The following is a 17,528-nucleotide window of genomic DNA, read 5'->3' on the forward strand; positions in this document are numbered from 1 at the left end:
GTCCGGGGCTGGTCATTTTGCAGTTTGTAGCATCGGCGGCTTCGTATTACTCGGCCAAGCCGGAAAGCTCCGCAACAACATCCGCCGCATATTGATTCGTGCACTGCGCAAACGCAATACCTGCCCACAAATTGAGATACTCGGGATCGACGGCCTTATTCGCCGCGCCGCGAAGCGGTGTGGTCAAGTAGTGCAGTTGCGGGTAAAGCTCCGGCGCGACCCTAGAAAACTCCCGGGTAAACGTGTTCTCGATGGCACGCGCTGGCTTGCCGGAAAAAGCATGAGTCAAAACGGTGTCACGCCCCACCAAATCACGCAGTGCCCGTCGGTGCGTCTCCTTCGTACCCGCCTCCGCGGTGGTGAGGAACCGTGTGCCAGCTTGCACAGCCACCGCGCCGGCTTCCACAAGCTTGACGACGTCCTCTCGGTTACCCACCCCACCAGCGGCGATGATGGGAACATTGGTAACTGCACATGCTTCGGTGACTGCTTGGGCGAGCTCTTCCACAGAGGCCCCAATGCTGTCGGACGAATCCTTCCCCTTCACAAATGCGCGGTGCCCACCCGCAGCTAGTCCCTGCAGGACAATGCGATCAGCGCCAGCCTTCGCCGCCGCCTGTACACCCTCAATTGAGGTCGCATTCAAAATCACTTTGCGGCCTGATTCCTTTACCCGAGCAATGACCTCTTTATCTGGATAGCCAAAGGTAAAGGAGACGAACTTCAGGGCATCGGGATTGGGCAGAAAGTCATCAGCGAGAATTGCCTCGACTTTCGCCGAGAAGTAGTCATCTGACCAGGTCGGAGTGTCAGGCAAGTCGATGTCGAAGTGGGCAGCGGCCGGCGCCAGACGATTACGAAAAGCGGTCCACTGAGCAAGTTCCTCCTCTGAGGTTCCGATACCGGCGTCAGCAGTGTTGGGGCAGAAGAGGTTGATGCCGAAACCTTTGCCGTCGTCAAGCAGTGCGCACGTCTTCCGTGCTTGTTCAGTGAGCTTTTCGACAGTGAGATATCCGGCGGCAAGGGTGCCAACCCCGCCAGCATTGGAAACGGCAGCGACGAGTTCGGGCGTGGATGGGCCACCGGCCATCGGCGCCAAAATGATTGATGAGCGTCGGAGGTTTTCGAGTGTCTGCGAGGTTGTACTGCTCATAGGGGCGAGAGTAACACTAAGGCCGGATTCCCCCGCGTGGGAGAACCCGGCCAATGCCGACGAACGACGTTGCGCAATAGACGCCGCGCTACCGCCTCAAGAACTCAAGAACTACTTGGTGCTCTCCGGCGGATCCAGCGGCATACCCTGGCCAGCGCGGTAGAACGGAATGTCCTGCGGTGCCAGCGGGGTCTTGCCGGCGATGAGGTCAGCGGCCTTTTCGGCAATCATCATAGTCGGTGCGTAGATATTGCCGTTGGTGATGCCCGGCATGACCGAAGCGTCAACCACGTAGAGGCCCTCGGTGCCGTGGACCTGCATGGTCTCCGGATCGACCACGGCCATCTCGTCGGAGGCCGGGCCCATCTTGCAGGTGCAGGATGGGTGCAGTGCGGTCTCGGCATCCTTGCGGACCCACTCGAGGATTTCCTCGTCGGTCTGCACATCTGCACCCGGGGAAATCTCGCCGTCGGTGTACTCCTTCATTGCCGGAGTGTCCAGCAGCTTACGGGAGACCTTCACAGCCTCGACCCATTCACGGCGGTCCTGATCAGTGGACAGGTAGTTGAACAGGATCGACGGCTTGACCTTGATGTCCGAGGAGGTGATGTGGACATGGCCACGGGCATCCGAGTACATCGGACCAACGTGGAACTGGAAACCGTGCGGGCTATCGATCTTCGTGCCGTCGTAACGCATGGCCAGCGGCAGGAAGTGGAACATCAGGTTCGGGTAGGGCTCGTTGTCGTTGGAGCGCGCGAAACCGCCACCCTCGAAGTGCGACGTTGCCACCGGGCCCTTGTGGGTGAGCAGCCACCACAGGCCAATGAACGGCCAACGCCACTTCTCCAGGTACGGCTGTGAAGACACCGGCTGGGTGGCGTTGTACTGAATGTAGACCTCCAGGTGGTCCTGCAGGTTTTCGCCGACACCAGGCAGGTGCTTGACGACGTTCACTCCGGCGGCATTCAGAATCTTCTCATCGCCAACGCCGGAGACCTCGAGCAGCTGCGGAGAGTTGAAAGCGCCACCGCAGAGGATGACCTTGTCTGCTCGCACCTGGTGTGTACGACCCTTCCAGGTGTACTCCACGCCGACGGCCTTGGTTCCCTCGAAGAGGATGCGGGTGGCTTCTGCGCGGGTGCGAAGCTCCAGGTTTGGACGCTGCAGGGCTGGGTGCAGGTATGCGCGGGCAGCGGAGAGGCGACGGCCCTTGTCGATGTTCGCGTCGAAGGGACCGAAGCCCTCCTGGCGGTAGCCGTTGACGTCCGGCGTGTAGTTGTAGCCGGCCTGCTGAACAGACCTGAAGAAGGCCTTGAACAGCGGAGAATCGGCCGGACCGCGCTTCATGCGCAGCGGCCCGTCGTGGCCACGGCGCGGGTCGTCCTTGTCGGAGCCGAGCGCATTTTCCATGCGCTTGAAGTACGGCAGAACGTGGTTCCAGCCCCAGTTCTCCAGCCCCTTGGTGTCGCCCCACTTGTCGTAGTCCATGGGGTTACCGCGCTGGTAAATTTGGCCGTTGATGGAGGAGGAGCCGCCGACGACCTTGCCGCGGGCGTGGTAGATGCGGCGACCGTTCATCTCCGGTTCTGGCTCGGATTCGTACTTCCAGTCGTAGTACTTGTTACCGATTGGGAAGGAGAACGCCGAAGGCATGTGAATGTAGAGATCCCAGAGGGAGTCCATGCGGCCGGCCTCGAGTACGAGCACCTGCTGAGTGTGGTCTGCGGACAGCCGGTTAGCCAGCACAGAGCCGGCAGAGCCCGCGCCAACGATGACGACGTCGCGGTGTTCGACTGTGGTGTTGCCATTCTTTTTACCGAAGTTGAAGACAGCCGGGAAAGCTCCCATGTTCTGGTGTACCTCCGTAGGTTGTTTGCCGATGTATATCGGAATGGTTTTCAAGGACTGTGATAAGCCCCGATAAGCCCCAAGTAATATTTAAAGGCGGGCCCTATATATTGATATTGGAATAAGTGGCCGGAGGCGTATCTCAAATCCCCTTCACCTATATAGAATGCCACACAATTGGTATTCAATTCCAGTTGGAATGATTTTAAACGTCTTGAAAACTGGGTAAATATGCAGGTGAAGGTGTTGATGTTGGTATTGGAGAATTCTTCTGAATCGATTCTTAAACTTGAGGGATTATTCAAACTAGGTATGCTGGGTTAGTTCCCGAATCTGAAGGATTTTCCTATGTCTGATACTCCGCCAACTGAGAAGGTAACGGAGGAAAAATCTGGATCGTCGCAAGGAATGCAGCGATCGCAGTCGGCCCCTCCACAACAAGCGCAAGCGAGTGTGACCTCCGAGCCTGAGGTCAACTGGCCTGTATTTATTATTTCAGGTGTTGGCATTCTTGCCATTGCCCTGTGGGCTATTTTTGCCCCGGACAATGCAGCGGACACCCTAGCTGGCATTGTCGCCTGGGTATCGAAGAACTTCGGCTGGTTCTATATTGTGACCGCGACGGTGGCAGTGCTCTTCATGCTCTACGTCGCTATCTCGCGAACGGGACAGATTAAGCTCGGCCCCGATCACGCCAAGCCTCAGTTTGGTCTGTTCTCCTGGGCCTCTATGCTCTTTGCGGCGGGTATCGGCATTGACCTGCTCTTCTTCTCGGTAGCGGAGCCGGTGGCACAGTTTTATGGCCCGCCGACCGGAGACGCGGAGACCATCGAAGCTGCACGTCAGGCAGTGGTGTTCACGCTCTTCCACTATGGCGTGACCGGTTGGGCACTCTACGCCCTGATGGGTATGGCATTCGGCTACTTCGCGTATCGCCTGAACATGCCGCTGACCATTCGTTCGGCGCTCTATCCGATTATCGGCAAGCGCATCCACGGCCCCGCTGGTGAAGCGGTCGAAATCGCGGCGATGCTGGGTACCGTTTTCGGTGTCGCAACCTCGCTGGGTATCGGCGTCGTCCAGCTGAATTACGGCCTGCGTGTGCTGTTCGGGGTGGATGAGAGTACGTCCTGGCAGATCGCTCTAATCGTCGTGGCCGTATCGGTGGCTATCGCCTCCGCAGTTTCCGGTGTCGACAAGGGAATTCGTCGTCTCTCGGAGCTCAACGTTGGCCTGGCCATCTGCTTGATGCTCTACATCCTGGTTACCGGCCGCACCGCGTTCCTGTTTGACGCACTGGTGATGAACGTCGGTGAGTACGTCTCGAAGTTCCCGTCCATGACTATGGATACCTACGCGTTCTCCGGAGCGCAGGAATGGTTGAACTCCTGGACCCTGTTCTTCTGGGCTTGGTGGGTGGCCTGGGCACCGTTCGTCGGTTTGTTCCTGGCTCGCATTTCCCGTGGCCGTAGTCTGCGTCAGTTTGTCGTCGGCACGCTGACCATTCCATTCCTCTTCGTTCTGATGTGGGTATCGGTGTTCGGTAACTCGGCTCTGGACCTGGTTATCGGTGGCGATTCGGAGTTTGGGCAGACTGCATTGGATTACCCGGAGCGCGCCTTCTACCTTCTGCTAGAGCAGTACCCGGCACCGATGTTGGTGGCGGCAGTCGCCTCCCTGATCGGTCTGCTGCTCTACATCACCTCGGCTGACTCGGCAGCACTGGTGATGAGTAACTTCACTTCGAAGATCACCGACACACAGCAGGACGGTAAGAAGTGGACCCGTATTTTCTGGGCTGTCGTGGTCGGTGTGCTGACCATCGCGATGCTCTACGTCGGTGGTATTCCGACACTGCAGTCCGCGACGATTGTGATGGGCCTGCCGTTCGCCTTTGTCATCTATCTGGTGATGTATGGCCTCTTTAAGTCGCTGCGACTGGAGCTGCTGCAACAGGATTCGACACGTCGAGCCCTCCATGGGGCGATGTCGGGCCGCGCCGTAGATGGCGAACAGGGCGACTGGCGTAAGCGACTTGCCCGCTCCATGTCCTTCCCGGGCAAGAAGCCAGTCATGCGCTACCTCGACCGAGTGGTACAGCCCGCGCTTGAACAGGTGGCAGAAGCTATCAGGGACCGTGGCGGCGAAGTGACGCTGCACCGTGAACCTGCTGAAGAAGTTGGCATCGACCAGATTGACCTGCAGGTCGGTTTCGGCGAGGAGATGAGCTTCCGCTACCAGGTCTATCCGGTTGAACACTTGACGCCGTCTTTCGCTGGCCTGGTACACCTGGACAGTGATGCTGATATTTACTACTACCGTCTCGAGGTCTTCACGCTTACCGGCTCGCTCGGCTACGACGTCTATGGCTACACCCAAGAGCAGCTGATTTCCGACGTCCTCGACCTCTACGAACGGCACTTGGAGTTCCTGCATATGCAGTCTGATCTCCCGGGCACCTCAGATCTGTCCGATAATGCCGAACCTGTCCGCGAATGGTCTGATGACTACGCCAAGGAGGATTCCTAAATGACCTTTAAGCCTTCCACTACTGATAAGGCTCTCGCACCCGAGACCGCCAAATCTCACGAAGGGGCCGCCACGCTGTTTATCAACGGCACCTGGTCCGCTGCAGCCGCTGGCAACACTCGCACCATCGAGTGCCCGGCCGACGGCTCTTTCATCGCCGAGGTCGCAGAAGCAGACGCAACCGACACCGAGCGTGCCATCGCCGCCGCCGACGCTGCTTTCCGACGTACCGGAGAAGGTTCCTGGGCATCCTGGAGCACAGCTGAGCGCAGCAAGTTGGTACTCGATATCGGTGCTGCCATCAGGCAGCGCAAGGACGAATTTGCCTGGGCAGAGGCTATGGATACCGGCAAGCGCCTGCCTGAGGCGGCAGCCGATATGGATGACATCATCGCCTGCTTTGAGTACTTCGGGAAGCTCGCGGGCAATGATGCCGGTCGTCTCGTGGATGCGGATGACCCGTCCGTCGTCGCGCGTATTGTGCGTGAGCCCGTCGGTGTCTGTGGTCTGATTACGCCGTGGAACTACCCACTGCTGCAGACCGCATGGAAGGTCGCACCGGCGCTGGCCACGGGCAATACCTTTGTGCTCAAGCCGGCGGAGCTGACTCCGCACACAGCAATTCTGCTCATGCACGTCATCGATGATCTGGGTGTTCCGGCGGGCGTTGCCAACCTCATTACCGGAGCCGGTGCCGAAGCGGGCGCACCGCTGTCCTCGCATCCGAAGGTGGACATGGTCTCCTTCACTGGCGGTCTTGTCACTGGCAAGATTATTGCTGGTGAAGCGGCTAAGTCCGTGAAGAAGGTTGCGCTTGAGCTCGGCGGCAAGAACCCGAACATCATCTTCGCCGACGCTGACTACGAAGCCGCTTTGGACAATGCCCTCAATGCTGCGTTCCTGCACTCCGGTCAGGTCTGCTCGGCGGGCGCTCGCTTGATTGTGGAGGAGTCCATCGCCGAGAAGTTCGTCGACGATCTGGTTGAGCGCGCCGGGCACATCCAGCTCGGCGGTCCACTCGATGAGAAGGCCGAGACCGGTGCGCTGATTTCGAAGCAGCACTTGGATAAGGTCGCGGCATACGTCGATCGAGCTCGTGAGCAGGGCGCTCGTGTGCGCGTAGGCGGCGAGATCGCCGCAGGTACCACCGCCGATGGTTCCGCCTCGCTTGCCGACGGCTACTTCTACCTCCCAACCGTGATTGACCAGGTCACCCGCGATATGGACTGCGTTCACGACGAAGCCTTTGGACCGGTGGTGACGGTGGAGACCTTCACCACGGTTGACGAGGCCATCGAGATCGGCAACGACACCGAATACGGCCTGGCCGGTGCGGTGTGGTCATCCAACCGCGAGGTGTCTGAGCGCGTTTCCCGCGAGCTGCGTCACGGTACCGTCTGGATCAACGACTTTGGCCCCTACCTGCCACAGGCCGAGTGGGGTGGCTTTGGTCAGTCCGGTATTGGCCGTGAGCTGGGCCCGACCGGCCTGGAGGAGTACACCGAAGCCAAGCTGGTCTACGAGAACACAGCACCGGCGGTTACCGGTTGGTTCGAGGATCGTCGTTAAATAACTCGGCACAAGCCCGAGCAATAATACGGGAAAACGACCCATCGGCCGTTATACTCACCGATTGAAAAAATCGACTCTGCGCACAACTGCGATAAAGGTTTGCAGTTGTGCGCGTTGTGTTTTCTAAAGGACATCTGCCGTGAACGCTACTACCCGCTCCGACAATGCCAGTTCTAGTACCGCCAGTGGGCCAGATACTGCCTGCGCCGATACTGCCGGCACCGCCGCGACCTTTACCCGCTTCACCCGGCGCCAGCATGTCATCGCCTGGGCTGTGCATGCCTTCACGCTGACCGGTTTGGTGTGGGCAACGCTGGCTGCGGTCGCACTGCTGGAGGGCCGCCCACATTGGATGTGGCTCTGGCTGGGCATTGCCCTCGTCGTCGATGGTGTCGACGGCAATATGGCGCGTAAGCATCACATCAAGGAAGTCGTCCCGTGGTTTAACGGCGCAGTGGTGGACAACATCGTCGACTATCTCACCTGGACCGCCATACCCGCGGCTTTCATGGTTATGTATCTGCCGCTGGGGCCACGGCCGTTGGCGATTGCCCTGATCGTTTTGGTTCTGGTGTCGTCGATGTTCTGCTATGCCAACGAAGCCGCCAAGTCTGGCGACTACTACTTCGTTGGTTTCCCCGCCGCGTGGAATATCGTGGCGGTCTTGCTGTGGGTATGGAACGCGCCCATGGCGGTGTGTATCTCTGCCATTTTTATCTTCAGCGCAATGACGTTGGTGCCGCTGCACTACACGCATCTATTCCGCGTGGAACGCGGCCGGATTGCCAACATTGCCGCAACGTTCATCTGGATTGTCTCGACCGGCATGCTTATCGCAGGTGAGACGGCGGTAGCGTCGTTAAGCATGACCTCTATCCACGGGCTTGTGGCTGTCAACGTCGCCGCCGGTGCCTGGCTGATTATTGGCGGCGTGCGGCGCTCGCTTAGCGGTCGCTAGCGGCAGTTGGTGGGTGGTTGGCGCAGGATTGCGGAGATGGCGCGGTCGCGCAGCCAGCGGACGTATTCGACGGCGCAGGCTGCGACAATTAACGCGATGACAAAGATGGTGACCCACATCGGATAATCGCGCCCATTGGCCCAGAAGTAGACGTAAGGCGAGACGAAAGTCACTAGGGTAATCAGGAGCCCCAGCATTCTTCGGCCGAATGAGCGGCCGGTGATCATCTCGACAATTCCCCAGGTGTAGGGGATAGCGGTAATGATGTCGATGCTCCACAGCACCCAGACATTGCCATGGAATCCGGGGACGAAAACCACAGGTAGCGCGCGGAGCGAAGAGTAGACCATTACCACCAGATAGGCCAACACTTTCGGGTTGTAGAGCAGGCGCCACACGGGGTTGCGCTCGATGAGTTTGGTCCCGACTTTGCGTAGTGCATGCAGATCCTTTTGCTGCATGACCAGCGTATTTGTTCCCTCCAGCAGGTAAGCGAGCAGTTTTTGCTGCACGCGACTGCCGTGTGCCCAGGCCTGTACCAGCTCGCTTGGCGAGATAGCGATGGGCACCAGTGGTTCTCCGCGCTGTTTCAGCGCAGTGGGAAGCTCGAGGGTACTGCCATCGAGCTTATCGACGGCCAGTTCCGGGCCCACCACATGAACGATGTCGCTACCGAGGATGTTTTGTACCTTGTCCACATCACTTTCGGGCAGCGAGCTGAACCAGAGTAGCTGCCGGGAGGAAATTGCCATCCGCAAGGCGGTGCCCAGAGCTTCTGCCGCGTCATCGATGGCGTAAAAGTCCTGCGTGTTGGTGTGGGCGAGTGAACGCAAGCTGTCGATTGTCACGACATTTTTGGCATTGAGCTCGTTGAGGCGGGCCACGCCGGAAATATCGATGACCGCCTGAGGGTCAAGGGCGAAAGCATGGGTAAAAGGAAGGTCGAGTATCGAGCGCATCGCAAGGAGCCGCTGGTGTCGCTGGTGTCCAACCAGGGCTGAATTCTGTGCGCTCATAGTGTTTTAGCTTGCCACAACTTGCGCTTCTCACCAGCAACTATACGGTTCGGTCTGTCTATTGGCAGGTGTTCTACCCTGTGAAAACTTCATTAAGTTGGACTTTTTTCGCTGTGTAGAGTAGCTTCTAATCCACTAATAGACAGGTCTGTTCATTATGGCTTTGATGGCGGACTGGCTCATAGATTTAGGAGAAACACTCTCATGCTCATTTCAGGACTAGCGCTGGGTGCCGTGCTCGGCTTTGTTATGCAGCGAGGACGCTTCTGCGTCACCGGCTTCTTGCGCGACATCTTCACTCAGCGCAGCTGGCGCGGATTTGTCGCCCTGCTGATTGTTATTTCCGTCCACGCCATCGGTCTGGCCGCACTGACCAGCGCCGGCGTGATTACTCCCGAATACAAGGAATTGGCACCGCTGGCTGTCATTATTGGTGGCGTTATCTTCGGACTGGGTATCGTCCTGGCCGGTGGCTGCGCCTCGGGTACCTGGTACCGCTCCGGTGAGGGCCTGATCGGCTCCTGGATCGCACTGGTCTTTTACGCCCTATCCGCTGCTGCCATGAAGACTGGCTTCCTCAACGGCCTGCAGGATTCCCTGAAGGACCGCACCGTCGGCCTGACCAGCATCCACGCCTCTCTGGGCATTAGTATCTGGCCACTGGTCATCGCGCTGAGCGCCGTCACGGCATACTTCGCTGTCCGCTTCCTGCGCGAAGAATTCTCCGGTCCGCGCCCGGCCACTCTGGCGCCGCGCAAGTCCGGTCTCGCGCACATTCTGACTGAAAAGACCTGGCACGTGTACGCCACCGCCGCCATCGTCGGTGTACTTGGCGTTATCGCATGGCCGCTGTCCGCCGCCACCGGCCGCAACGACGGCCTCGGCATCACGACTCCGTCCTCCAACCTCGCCAACTACGTTGTCACTGGTGACACCGAGCGTTTCGACTGGGGCGTCCTCCTCGTCCTCGGCATCCTCGTCGGCTCCTTCATCGCGGCCAAGGCCTCCGGTGAATTCCGCCTCCGCGTCCCGGACGCCACCCAGGGTGCACGCTCGGTCGTCGGCGGCATCTTCATGGGTGTCGGCGCTGCGTGGGCCGGCGGCTGCACCGTCGGTAACGGCATGGTTCAGACCTCGCTGTTCAGCTACCAGGGTTGGCTCGCACTGGCGTCCATCGCCGCAGGTGTCGCTATCGCCGCAAAGCTCTGGCTGAAGCCGTCCGCACCTTCGCTTAACGACGTCCCGAGCACCCCTTCCACCACCAACGACACGGCGGTATCGGCAATTTCTCCGGTCACTTCGACTGCTACTTCGCCTGTGTCCCTGCCGGGTAGCGAAGGTGCCGCTGGCACCGAGGCCTCCCCGCTGGCGGGTGCCTTTGCTGTCGCTCCGGTGGCATTGCTCGACCGGAGCGTCGTCAAGCAGGAAGACGGCAAGCTTAAGCCACTGGGCGATGGGCGTTACGAGCTCGACACCGTCGGCGCGGTGTGCCCCTTCCCGCTGATCGAGGCCAAGGACGCGATCAACAAGATTGAGGTCGGCGAGGAGCTGGTGATCCCATTCGACTGCACCCAGGCCACGGATGCGATTCCGCGCTGGGCTGCGAAGGATGGCCACGAGGTCACCAACTTTGAGCAGACCGGTGAAGCTGGCTGGACGATTTCCGTCCGCCGCGGGAAGTAAGGCATGGTGACGGCGGGAGAGCGTTGTTAGGGTGAGGGCATAGGTTGATTGACACCAACAACAAAGGAGCTCAACCATGGCAAAGAATATTCGACCACTAGATGCTCTCATAGTCGCGGGTGCCGCCAGCGTCCTTGTGCTGGCCGGTTGCTCCTCCGATGATTCGGCTAGTACTGAGGCAAGCAGCACTGTTAGCGAGACCAGCTCTTCCGTGTCGGCCACCAGCACTGAGGGCCATGACGACATGGATGATATGGACGATGCCGATGAGCATGGCGGTCATGGTGACCATGGTGATGACGCGATGGCCGGCCATGACCATCCGGCCGATGGTGGTCCGGCTCCAGAGGGAATGATTGCGGCGGACAACGCGAAGTTCCCGGTCGGCAGTGAAGTGCAGGTTCTCGCCGATCATATGCCGGGCATGAAGGGTGCAGAAGGCAAGGTTGTTGGTGTTTTCACCACCACAACCTACTCCGTTTCCTACACCCCGACCGATGGCAGTGAGCCGGTGAAGGACCACCGCTGGGTCGTTCATGAGGAGCTGGAGAACCCAGGCGAAGCACCGCTTGCCGACGGCTCCGAGATCACCATCAACGCCGAGCATATGGCGGGCATGAAGGGGGCCAAGGGCACTGTTGACTACTCCACCCAGGAGCCGGTGTACATGGTCGATATTGACGATGATGGCATGACCATGAAGAACCACAAGTGGGTTACTGAAAGCGAGCTTGCTCCGGAGGACTAGCAGGCTGTCTGGACGGTCTTTCCGGATAGCTTTCTCTCTTCTCCCGCTCAATCCGCTCCGACTCAAAATCGCCCAGCCACTTCACGACACCTATGTCACCTCATGCCACCTCCACAGCTGGTACGAGGTGACGCCTGTGTCGTGAAGTGGCCCAGAAGGGGGGCGGAGCGAAGTGCCCTGGGGAAACAGGCCACCGCCCAGCTACAGATCCAAATCCAACGACGCACCAGGGATGGCGTCCAGCAGCCGCTGGGTGTACTCCTCCTCCGGGTGGTCGAAGAGATCGTCGGTAGGACGGTGCTCAACCATCTTGCCGTGCTCCATCACGATGACCTCATCAGCCACCTGCCGCACCACAGCGAGGTCATGCGTAATAAAGAGGTAGGCCAAATCCATCTCTTCCTGCAGCTCAGCGAGCAATTCGAGCACCTGCGCTTGGACCACTACGTCCAGGGCGGACACGGCCTCATCACAGACCACAACTTCAGGGTTTAGCGCCAGTGCACGCGCGACGGCCACGCGCTGTCGCTGACCACCCGACAGTTCACCGGGGAAGCGGCGACCCATCTCCGCGGGCAGCGCGACGCGGTCGAGCAGCTCGAATACGCGCTGTTCACGTTCCTTCTTGGTGCCAATCTTGTGAATCCGCAGCGGCTCCTCAATGGAGGAGTGCACTGTACGCATCGGGTCCAGCGTCGCATACGGGTTCTGGAAAATCGGCTGAATGCGACGCCGCAGTTCCAGCTCTTCTTTACGATTCCGGCCCTGGACGCGGTTACCGTCGAAAAGCACTTCGCCCTCGGTGGGATCGAGTAGCCCCAGCGCCATGTTGGCCACGGTGGACTTGCCGGAACCGGACTCGCCCACGATACCGATGGTGCGACCGCGGCGCAGCGTAAAGCTGATGTCATCGACGGCGCGGAAGGAATCCTTGCGCCACGGACGGTCGCCGGGGATGGCAAAGTCGCGCACCAAGTTCTTCGCGACCAGAATCTCCTTCTGATCCGCATCCGATGTCGTCGGCGCCGCCACCACGCGATCACCGCGCCGGGCAGCCAGCGACGGAGCCGCCGCGATCAGCTGCTTGGTGTATGGATGCTGCGGGCGAGTGAGGACTTCCAGGGCAGGGCCGGTCTCCACGACACGTCCTGCTTGCATAACGACGAGTCGGTCAGCGCGCTCGGCAGCCAAACCGAGGTCATGAGTAATAAGCACCACGGACGTGCCGAGTTCGCTAGTGAGCTTGTCGAGGTGGTCGAGGATCTTCTTCGCCACGGTCACGTCGAGCGCGGAAGTGGGCTCATCGGCAATCAGTAGCTTTGGGTGCGCGGCCAAGCCCATCGCGATAAGTGCGCGCTGGCGCATACCACCGGAGAACTCGTGCGGGTATTGGTCGATGCGCTTTTTAGCATTCGGCAGGCCGGCCTGTTCCAGCAGCTCAATCGACTTTTTGTGGGCTTCAGAGCCAGTGGCGATGTTATTGGCGCGCAGCGCCTCCTTAATCTGGGAACCGATAGTCCACACCGGATTGAGGTTGGTCATCGGATCCTGGGGGACCAGGCCAATGCCGTTGCCGCGGATGCTAACAAACTCGCGGTCGGTCAGGTGTGTGATGTCACGGCCATCGAAGGTGATGGTGCCACCGGTGACTTCACCATCACCGGGCAACAGCCCCAGCGCGGCGTGGACAGTGGTGGACTTACCCGAGCCGGACTCGCCGACAATGGCGACCGTCTCACCGGGGAAAACCTCCAGGTTGACGTCATGCACCACATCGGTCAACGATTTACTGCGGCGGCCGGACGCTGTGGTCGTCGGAAAGCCAATGCAGACATCCTTCAAGGTGAGAATGGGCGCTGCGGAAGTATTGGTGTCGGTGCTCATCGACGACGCTCCTTCGGGTCGAGAGAATCCTTCAAAGCGTCACCCATGAGGATGAAGCCGAGAACGGTAATCGCCAGGGCGAGTGCTGGCCAGAACAGGTTGGACGGGGCCTGGCGGAGCACCTGCTGTGCGACAGAGATGTCGTTGCCCCAGGAAACGGTGGTCGTCGGCAAGCCAATGCCCAAGTAGGACAGCGTGGCCTCGGCGACGATGTAAATACCCAGCGAGGTCGTGGCCATGACGATGACAGGGGCGAGGCAGTTCGGCAGCACATGGCGGAAGAGAATGCCAGTGCTGGACAGACCGAGCGCCTTGGAGGCGGTGACGTATTCCTCGTTTTTCACTGAGATCACCGAGGAGCGCACCACGCGCGCCATCTGCGGCCAGCCGAAAGCAGCGAGCACGAAGACCACGGACCAAATGGTGCGTTCGGTAAACAGCTGCATCAGCACGATGCCGGCGAGAATCAGGGGGATGGCAAAGAACATGTCCGTGATGCGGGAGAGCACCGCGTCGACCCAACCGCCGAGATAGCCAGCGATGGCACCGAGGATGATGCCCACCACGGTCACGGCAAGGGTGACGCCGATGCCGACGATGACCGAGGCGCGGGCACCGTAGATGACACGGGCGTAGACGTCGTAGCCCTGCTGAGTGAAGCCCATCGGGTGGCCGTCGCGGGCTGGGGCCAGCGAGTCACGCAGGTTTGCCGCCGTCGGGTCCACAGAGGTGAACAGCGACGGGAATGCGGCCACTGCGATGGAGAGCAAAATAATGAATGCGGAAACCCAGAACAGTGGGCGGTAACGCAGGTTCTGCCAGGCCGAACCCCAGAGCCCCAGTGGTGGGGTATCCGGCAACTGCTTGTGGTCGGGGTTCGTCGCCTGCGCGGTGCCGGACTGCGCGGTGCCGGACTGTGCGGTGCCGGTATGCACGGCGTTGGCCTGCTTTTCTGGCTGAGTCGAATCTAACTGCGTCGAATCTGGCTTAGGCATAACGAATCCTCGGATCCAGGACTGCGTAGAGCAAGTCGATGAGCAAGTTGGCGAACATGTAAATAACCACCAGGATGGTCACGATGCTGACCACGGTGGGAGCTTCACCAATCTGGACGGCGTGGAAGATCAGGCCACCGATACCTGGCACGTTGAAGATGCCCTCGGTGACAATTGCGCCGCCCATCAGAGCCGCGAGATCAGCGCCGATGAAGGTCACAACGGGAATTAGCGAGTTGCGCAAGATGTGGCGACGGGTGACTTCAGAGGTTGGCAAGCCCTTGGCGCGGGCAGTGCGTACGAAGTCAGCATGGCGTGCCGACGAGACCTCGGAGCGCGTCAGTCGCAGAACATAAGCAACCGAAACGAGACCCAGCACGAATGCCGGCAGCAGCAGGGAGGTAAAGGAGGCATCGCTACCAACGGTGGGGGAGACAATCTCCCAGCGCACACCGAAGAGGTAGCGGGCCACGAAGCCGAGCACGAAGGTCGGAGTTGCGATAACCAGCAGGGACATCACCAGAACGGTGGAGTCGAAGAAGCCGCCCTTGCGCATACCGGCAATAACGCCGAGGCCGATACCGAAAATGGCCTCAATGGCAACGGCCATCAGCGCCAGGCGAATCGTAACAGGGAAGGCCAGCGCAATTTCCTCGCCGACCGAGCGGCCGGAGAAGGTCTCGCCCATATCCAGGGTGAACAGGCCCTTGAGGTACTCCCAGTACTGGACGAGGAAAGGCTCATCCAGGTGGTAGTGAGCGCGCAGTGCTGCGACCTGCTCCGGTGGCAGCTGCTTATCGCCAGCCAGTGCAGCGATGGGGTCGCCTGGCATGGCGAAGACCATTGCATAAATCAGCAGTGTGGCACCGAAGAATACCGGCACCATCTGTAGGAGTCTCTTTCCGATATACCAACCCATGGTGCTAGTCCTTCTCAATCATTGGGTAGTCCAAGATGCCGTCCCACATCACTACGGCATTGCGCAGCTTCGGGTTCCACGCCACCGAAGCATTGGGGTACCACAGCGGAATCGCTGGCAGGTCCTCCATCAGCACAGACTGAGCCTTGACATAAATTGGCTTGGCATCGTCTGCGCTCTTTGCCGAGGCCGCCTCCTGAATCAGCTTGTCGAACTCCGGGTTGGAGTAGTGGTTGTCATTCGAGGAGCCACCGGTGACGAACTGCGGAAGCATGTAGTTGGCCACAGATGGGTAGTCAGCTGCCCAGCCAGTGCGGTAGCCGCTGGTGATGGTCTCGTTGGAGATTTCATCGCGCAGCTGCTTGAAGGTCGGGTAGGCCTTGCCGTGGGAATCGATGCCGAGGGTCTCGCCAATCATGTTGGTCACCGCTTCGACCCACTGCTGGTGTCCGCCGTCGGCGTTGTAGGCGATGTCGAACGAGCCGGTAAACGGCGCAATTTTGTTGGCTTCGGCCCACAGTTGGCGGGCCTTCTTCGGGTTGTATTCCAGCACCTCTTGGCCAGGTACGTTCGGGTCAAGGTCGCCGAGCGTCAACGAGCTGAACTCGCGCGCCGGGGTGCGGGTGTCGAAGAAAATCTTCTCAGTGATTAGTTTCCGGTCAATCGCCATGGAAATCGCTTGACGACGAAGCTTGCCCTCTTCACCCGAAAAACCTGGCAGATTTCGCGGAATTGCGAAGTACTGCGAAGAGGAGGTCGGGACGTTTGCGCTGGAGTCGGGGAAGTCGGTTTGGAAGCTGGCGAGAGCCGTTGGTGGAATTGTGCGTGGCAGCGTGTCCAGGCGGCCGGCCTGGAGGTCTGCATATGCGGTGTCCACGTCCGAGTAGAAGCGGTATACCAGGCCGTTGTTACGGGCCTTGTGCTCACCGGCGAAGTCATCATTGCGAACCACAGTTAGCTGGTTGTTGTGCAGCCAAGCGCGGCCTTCGGCCATCTTGTACGGTCCATTGCCGATTGGGTGTTCACCGAAAGCCTTCTTGTCTTCGAACGCGGCCTTCGGCAGCGGCATAAACGCGACATAGCCGAGGCTGAGCGGGAAGGAAGAATCTGGGTTGGTCAGATCCACGGTGAACCTCAGGTCATCGACCTTTTTCAGGCCGGAGAGTGTTTTCTCCGTGGCCTTTTCTCCCGAAACAGCATCAAAACCCTGCACGTTGGCGAAGAAGGACTGCTGCTTCTGCAGGTTCGGTCCGTAGGCAGCGTAATTCCAGGCATCGATGTAGCTCTGCGCGGTGACTGGTTCGCCGTTGTGGAAGGTCCAGCCCGGTTTCAGCGTGATGTCGAAATGGGTCGAGTCCTCGTTGGGCTTAATTTCTGCCGCATGATCCAGGATCATCGAGCCGTCGGTGTCGTAGCGCACCAGACCCGAGTAGAGCATGCGGAGGATATCGCCACCACCGGTTTCATTGGTGTCAGTGGTGTACAGCGGCGACTGTGGTTCGGAGTTCTGGACCACAATGAACCCCGCGCCGACCTGTTGCTGGTCAGTGCTGCAGGCAGCGAGCGTGGCTCCTGGCAAGGCGATTACCAGCAAAGCCGCCAGGATCTGGCGGACATGCAGCGTGAACCTTCCTTTTCCGCTGAGCGTTGTTGCGTGCAGTTTTGTGGCACGGGACTTCTCTCGCTGTCGGAGCTTCCGCCGGAGTTTCTGCCGGGTGTGGAAGGGGCCGGAGGCAACGGGTCTATGCATCGCGAGCCTTTCTAGATTCTGCCAGATAGGCGATATGAATTTGGTGATCGGCTCACTCCAAATGGCTTAGATACCCACCTCCCAGCTGCTTAGCAATGGCGGTGGTGAAACCTTTGGTTGTGACGGACTCTAAGGTTTGGATACGACCGTTCAATACAGTCTCTAACCTTACAAGTCCAAAAAACATATGAGTATTAATCAGGCGAACCATCCCTTATTTGACGGTGTCTTTTACCCTCGATTGGGGAGTTAATCCTGTGCAGTGGTGAAACGTTGTAACATCCTGGCACCCCCGCAGGGGTTGCCCTCTGGCTCTCCGCGACGCTGGCGCTCAGCCAGGCCCCATCCGCGACTTCACGACAGCTATGTCACCTCATGCCACCTCCACAGCTGGCACGAGGTGACACCCGTGTCGTGAAGTGGGCTTTGGGGCTTGGTAGAGGGGCGCCGGAGCGCCGCCAAGCCAGCGC

At 59.5% G+C, this 17,528-nt stretch carries 12 protein-coding genes; 5 read left to right on the forward strand and 7 right to left on the reverse strand.

Going from position 1 to position 17,528, the window contains the following annotated elements:
* Positions 1–46 precede the first annotated feature (46 nt).
* Positions 47–1,153, reverse strand: coding sequence for an NAD(P)H-dependent flavin oxidoreductase (locus HMPREF2849_RS00870; RefSeq protein ID WP_070862457.1), 1,107 nt, complete (start codon positions 1,151–1,153; stop codon positions 47–49).
* A 111-nt stretch (positions 1,154–1,264) separates the two neighbouring features.
* Positions 1,265–3,004 carry a choline dehydrogenase gene (betA, locus tag HMPREF2849_RS00875; protein WP_016421625.1) on the reverse strand — a complete coding sequence of 580 codons (1,740 nt, stop codon included), beginning with the start codon at positions 3,002–3,004 and terminating at the stop codon, positions 1,265–1,267.
* A gap of 348 nt (positions 3,005–3,352) precedes the next feature.
* Between betA and betT the strand changes: the two genes are divergently transcribed.
* The 3 genes from betT to HMPREF2849_RS00890 all read left to right on the forward strand — a co-directional run bounded on the left by betT (position 3,353) and on the right by HMPREF2849_RS00890 (position 8,063).
* The gene (gene betT, locus HMPREF2849_RS00880; protein ID WP_049190998.1) at positions 3,353–5,533 is read left to right on the forward strand and encodes a choline BCCT transporter BetT; all 2,181 of its coding nucleotides are present in this window, start codon (positions 3,353–3,355) and stop codon (positions 5,531–5,533) included.
* Complete coding sequence (locus HMPREF2849_RS00885) at positions 5,534–7,102, forward strand: aldehyde dehydrogenase family protein (protein ID WP_070862458.1); 1,569 nt, start codon at positions 5,534–5,536, stop codon at positions 7,100–7,102.
* Between the two features lie 142 nt (positions 7,103–7,244).
* Positions 7,245–8,063 carry a CDP-alcohol phosphatidyltransferase family protein gene (locus tag HMPREF2849_RS00890; protein ID WP_083327245.1) on the forward strand — a complete coding sequence of 273 codons (819 nt, stop codon included), beginning with the start codon at positions 7,245–7,247 and terminating at the stop codon, positions 8,061–8,063.
* Here the strand turns inward: HMPREF2849_RS00890 and HMPREF2849_RS00895 are convergent.
* Complete coding sequence (locus HMPREF2849_RS00895) at positions 8,060–9,079, reverse strand: hypothetical protein (protein WP_070862459.1); 1,020 nt, start codon at positions 9,077–9,079, stop codon at positions 8,060–8,062. The two genes, HMPREF2849_RS00890 and HMPREF2849_RS00895, sit on opposite strands and share 4 nt — an antisense overlap.
* A 204-nt stretch (positions 9,080–9,283) precedes the next feature.
* On the opposite strand from HMPREF2849_RS00895, the gene HMPREF2849_RS00900 reads away from it, so the two are divergent.
* Both HMPREF2849_RS00900 and HMPREF2849_RS00905 read left to right on the forward strand, forming a co-directional pair.
* Positions 9,284–10,762 (forward strand): YeeE/YedE thiosulfate transporter family protein, encoded by a 1,479-nt coding sequence (locus tag HMPREF2849_RS00900; RefSeq protein ID WP_070862460.1) that lies wholly within the window; start codon positions 9,284–9,286, stop codon positions 10,760–10,762.
* 76 nt (positions 10,763–10,838) lie between these two features.
* On the forward strand, positions 10,839–11,510 hold the full coding sequence (locus tag HMPREF2849_RS00905; protein WP_083327244.1) for a YdhK family protein: 672 nt from the start codon (positions 10,839–10,841) through the stop codon (positions 11,508–11,510).
* A 201-nt stretch (positions 11,511–11,711) separates the two neighbouring features.
* On the opposite strand, the gene HMPREF2849_RS00910 is transcribed toward HMPREF2849_RS00905, so the two are convergent.
* Genes HMPREF2849_RS00910 through HMPREF2849_RS00925 form a run of 4 tightly spaced genes read right to left on the reverse strand, consistent with a single transcriptional unit; the run spans position 11,712 to position 17,058 of the window.
* Complete coding sequence (locus HMPREF2849_RS00910; protein ID WP_070862461.1) at positions 11,712–13,394, reverse strand: dipeptide ABC transporter ATP-binding protein; 1,683 nt, start codon at positions 13,392–13,394, stop codon at positions 11,712–11,714.
* Positions 13,391–14,389 carry an ABC transporter permease gene (locus HMPREF2849_RS00915; protein WP_070862462.1) on the reverse strand — a complete coding sequence of 333 codons (999 nt, stop codon included), beginning with the start codon at positions 14,387–14,389 and terminating at the stop codon, positions 13,391–13,393. The genes HMPREF2849_RS00910 and HMPREF2849_RS00915 overlap by 4 nt, the downstream gene beginning before the upstream one ends.
* A complete protein-coding gene (locus HMPREF2849_RS00920) occupies positions 14,382–15,308 on the reverse strand; it encodes an ABC transporter permease (RefSeq protein WP_070862463.1) in 927 nt (308 codons plus the stop codon). Before HMPREF2849_RS00920 ends, HMPREF2849_RS00915 begins: the two co-directional genes overlap by 8 nt.
* Before the next feature lie 4 nt (positions 15,309–15,312).
* On the reverse strand, positions 15,313–17,058 hold the full coding sequence (locus HMPREF2849_RS00925; protein ID WP_070862464.1) for a peptide ABC transporter substrate-binding protein: 1,746 nt from the start codon (positions 17,056–17,058) through the stop codon (positions 15,313–15,315).
* Positions 17,059–17,528: the final 470 nt, after the last annotated feature.

This window comes from Corynebacterium sp. HMSC073B01, from assembly GCF_001838255.1.
Taxonomy (GTDB): Bacteria; Actinomycetota; Actinomycetes; order Mycobacteriales; family Mycobacteriaceae; genus Corynebacterium; species Corynebacterium jeikeium_D.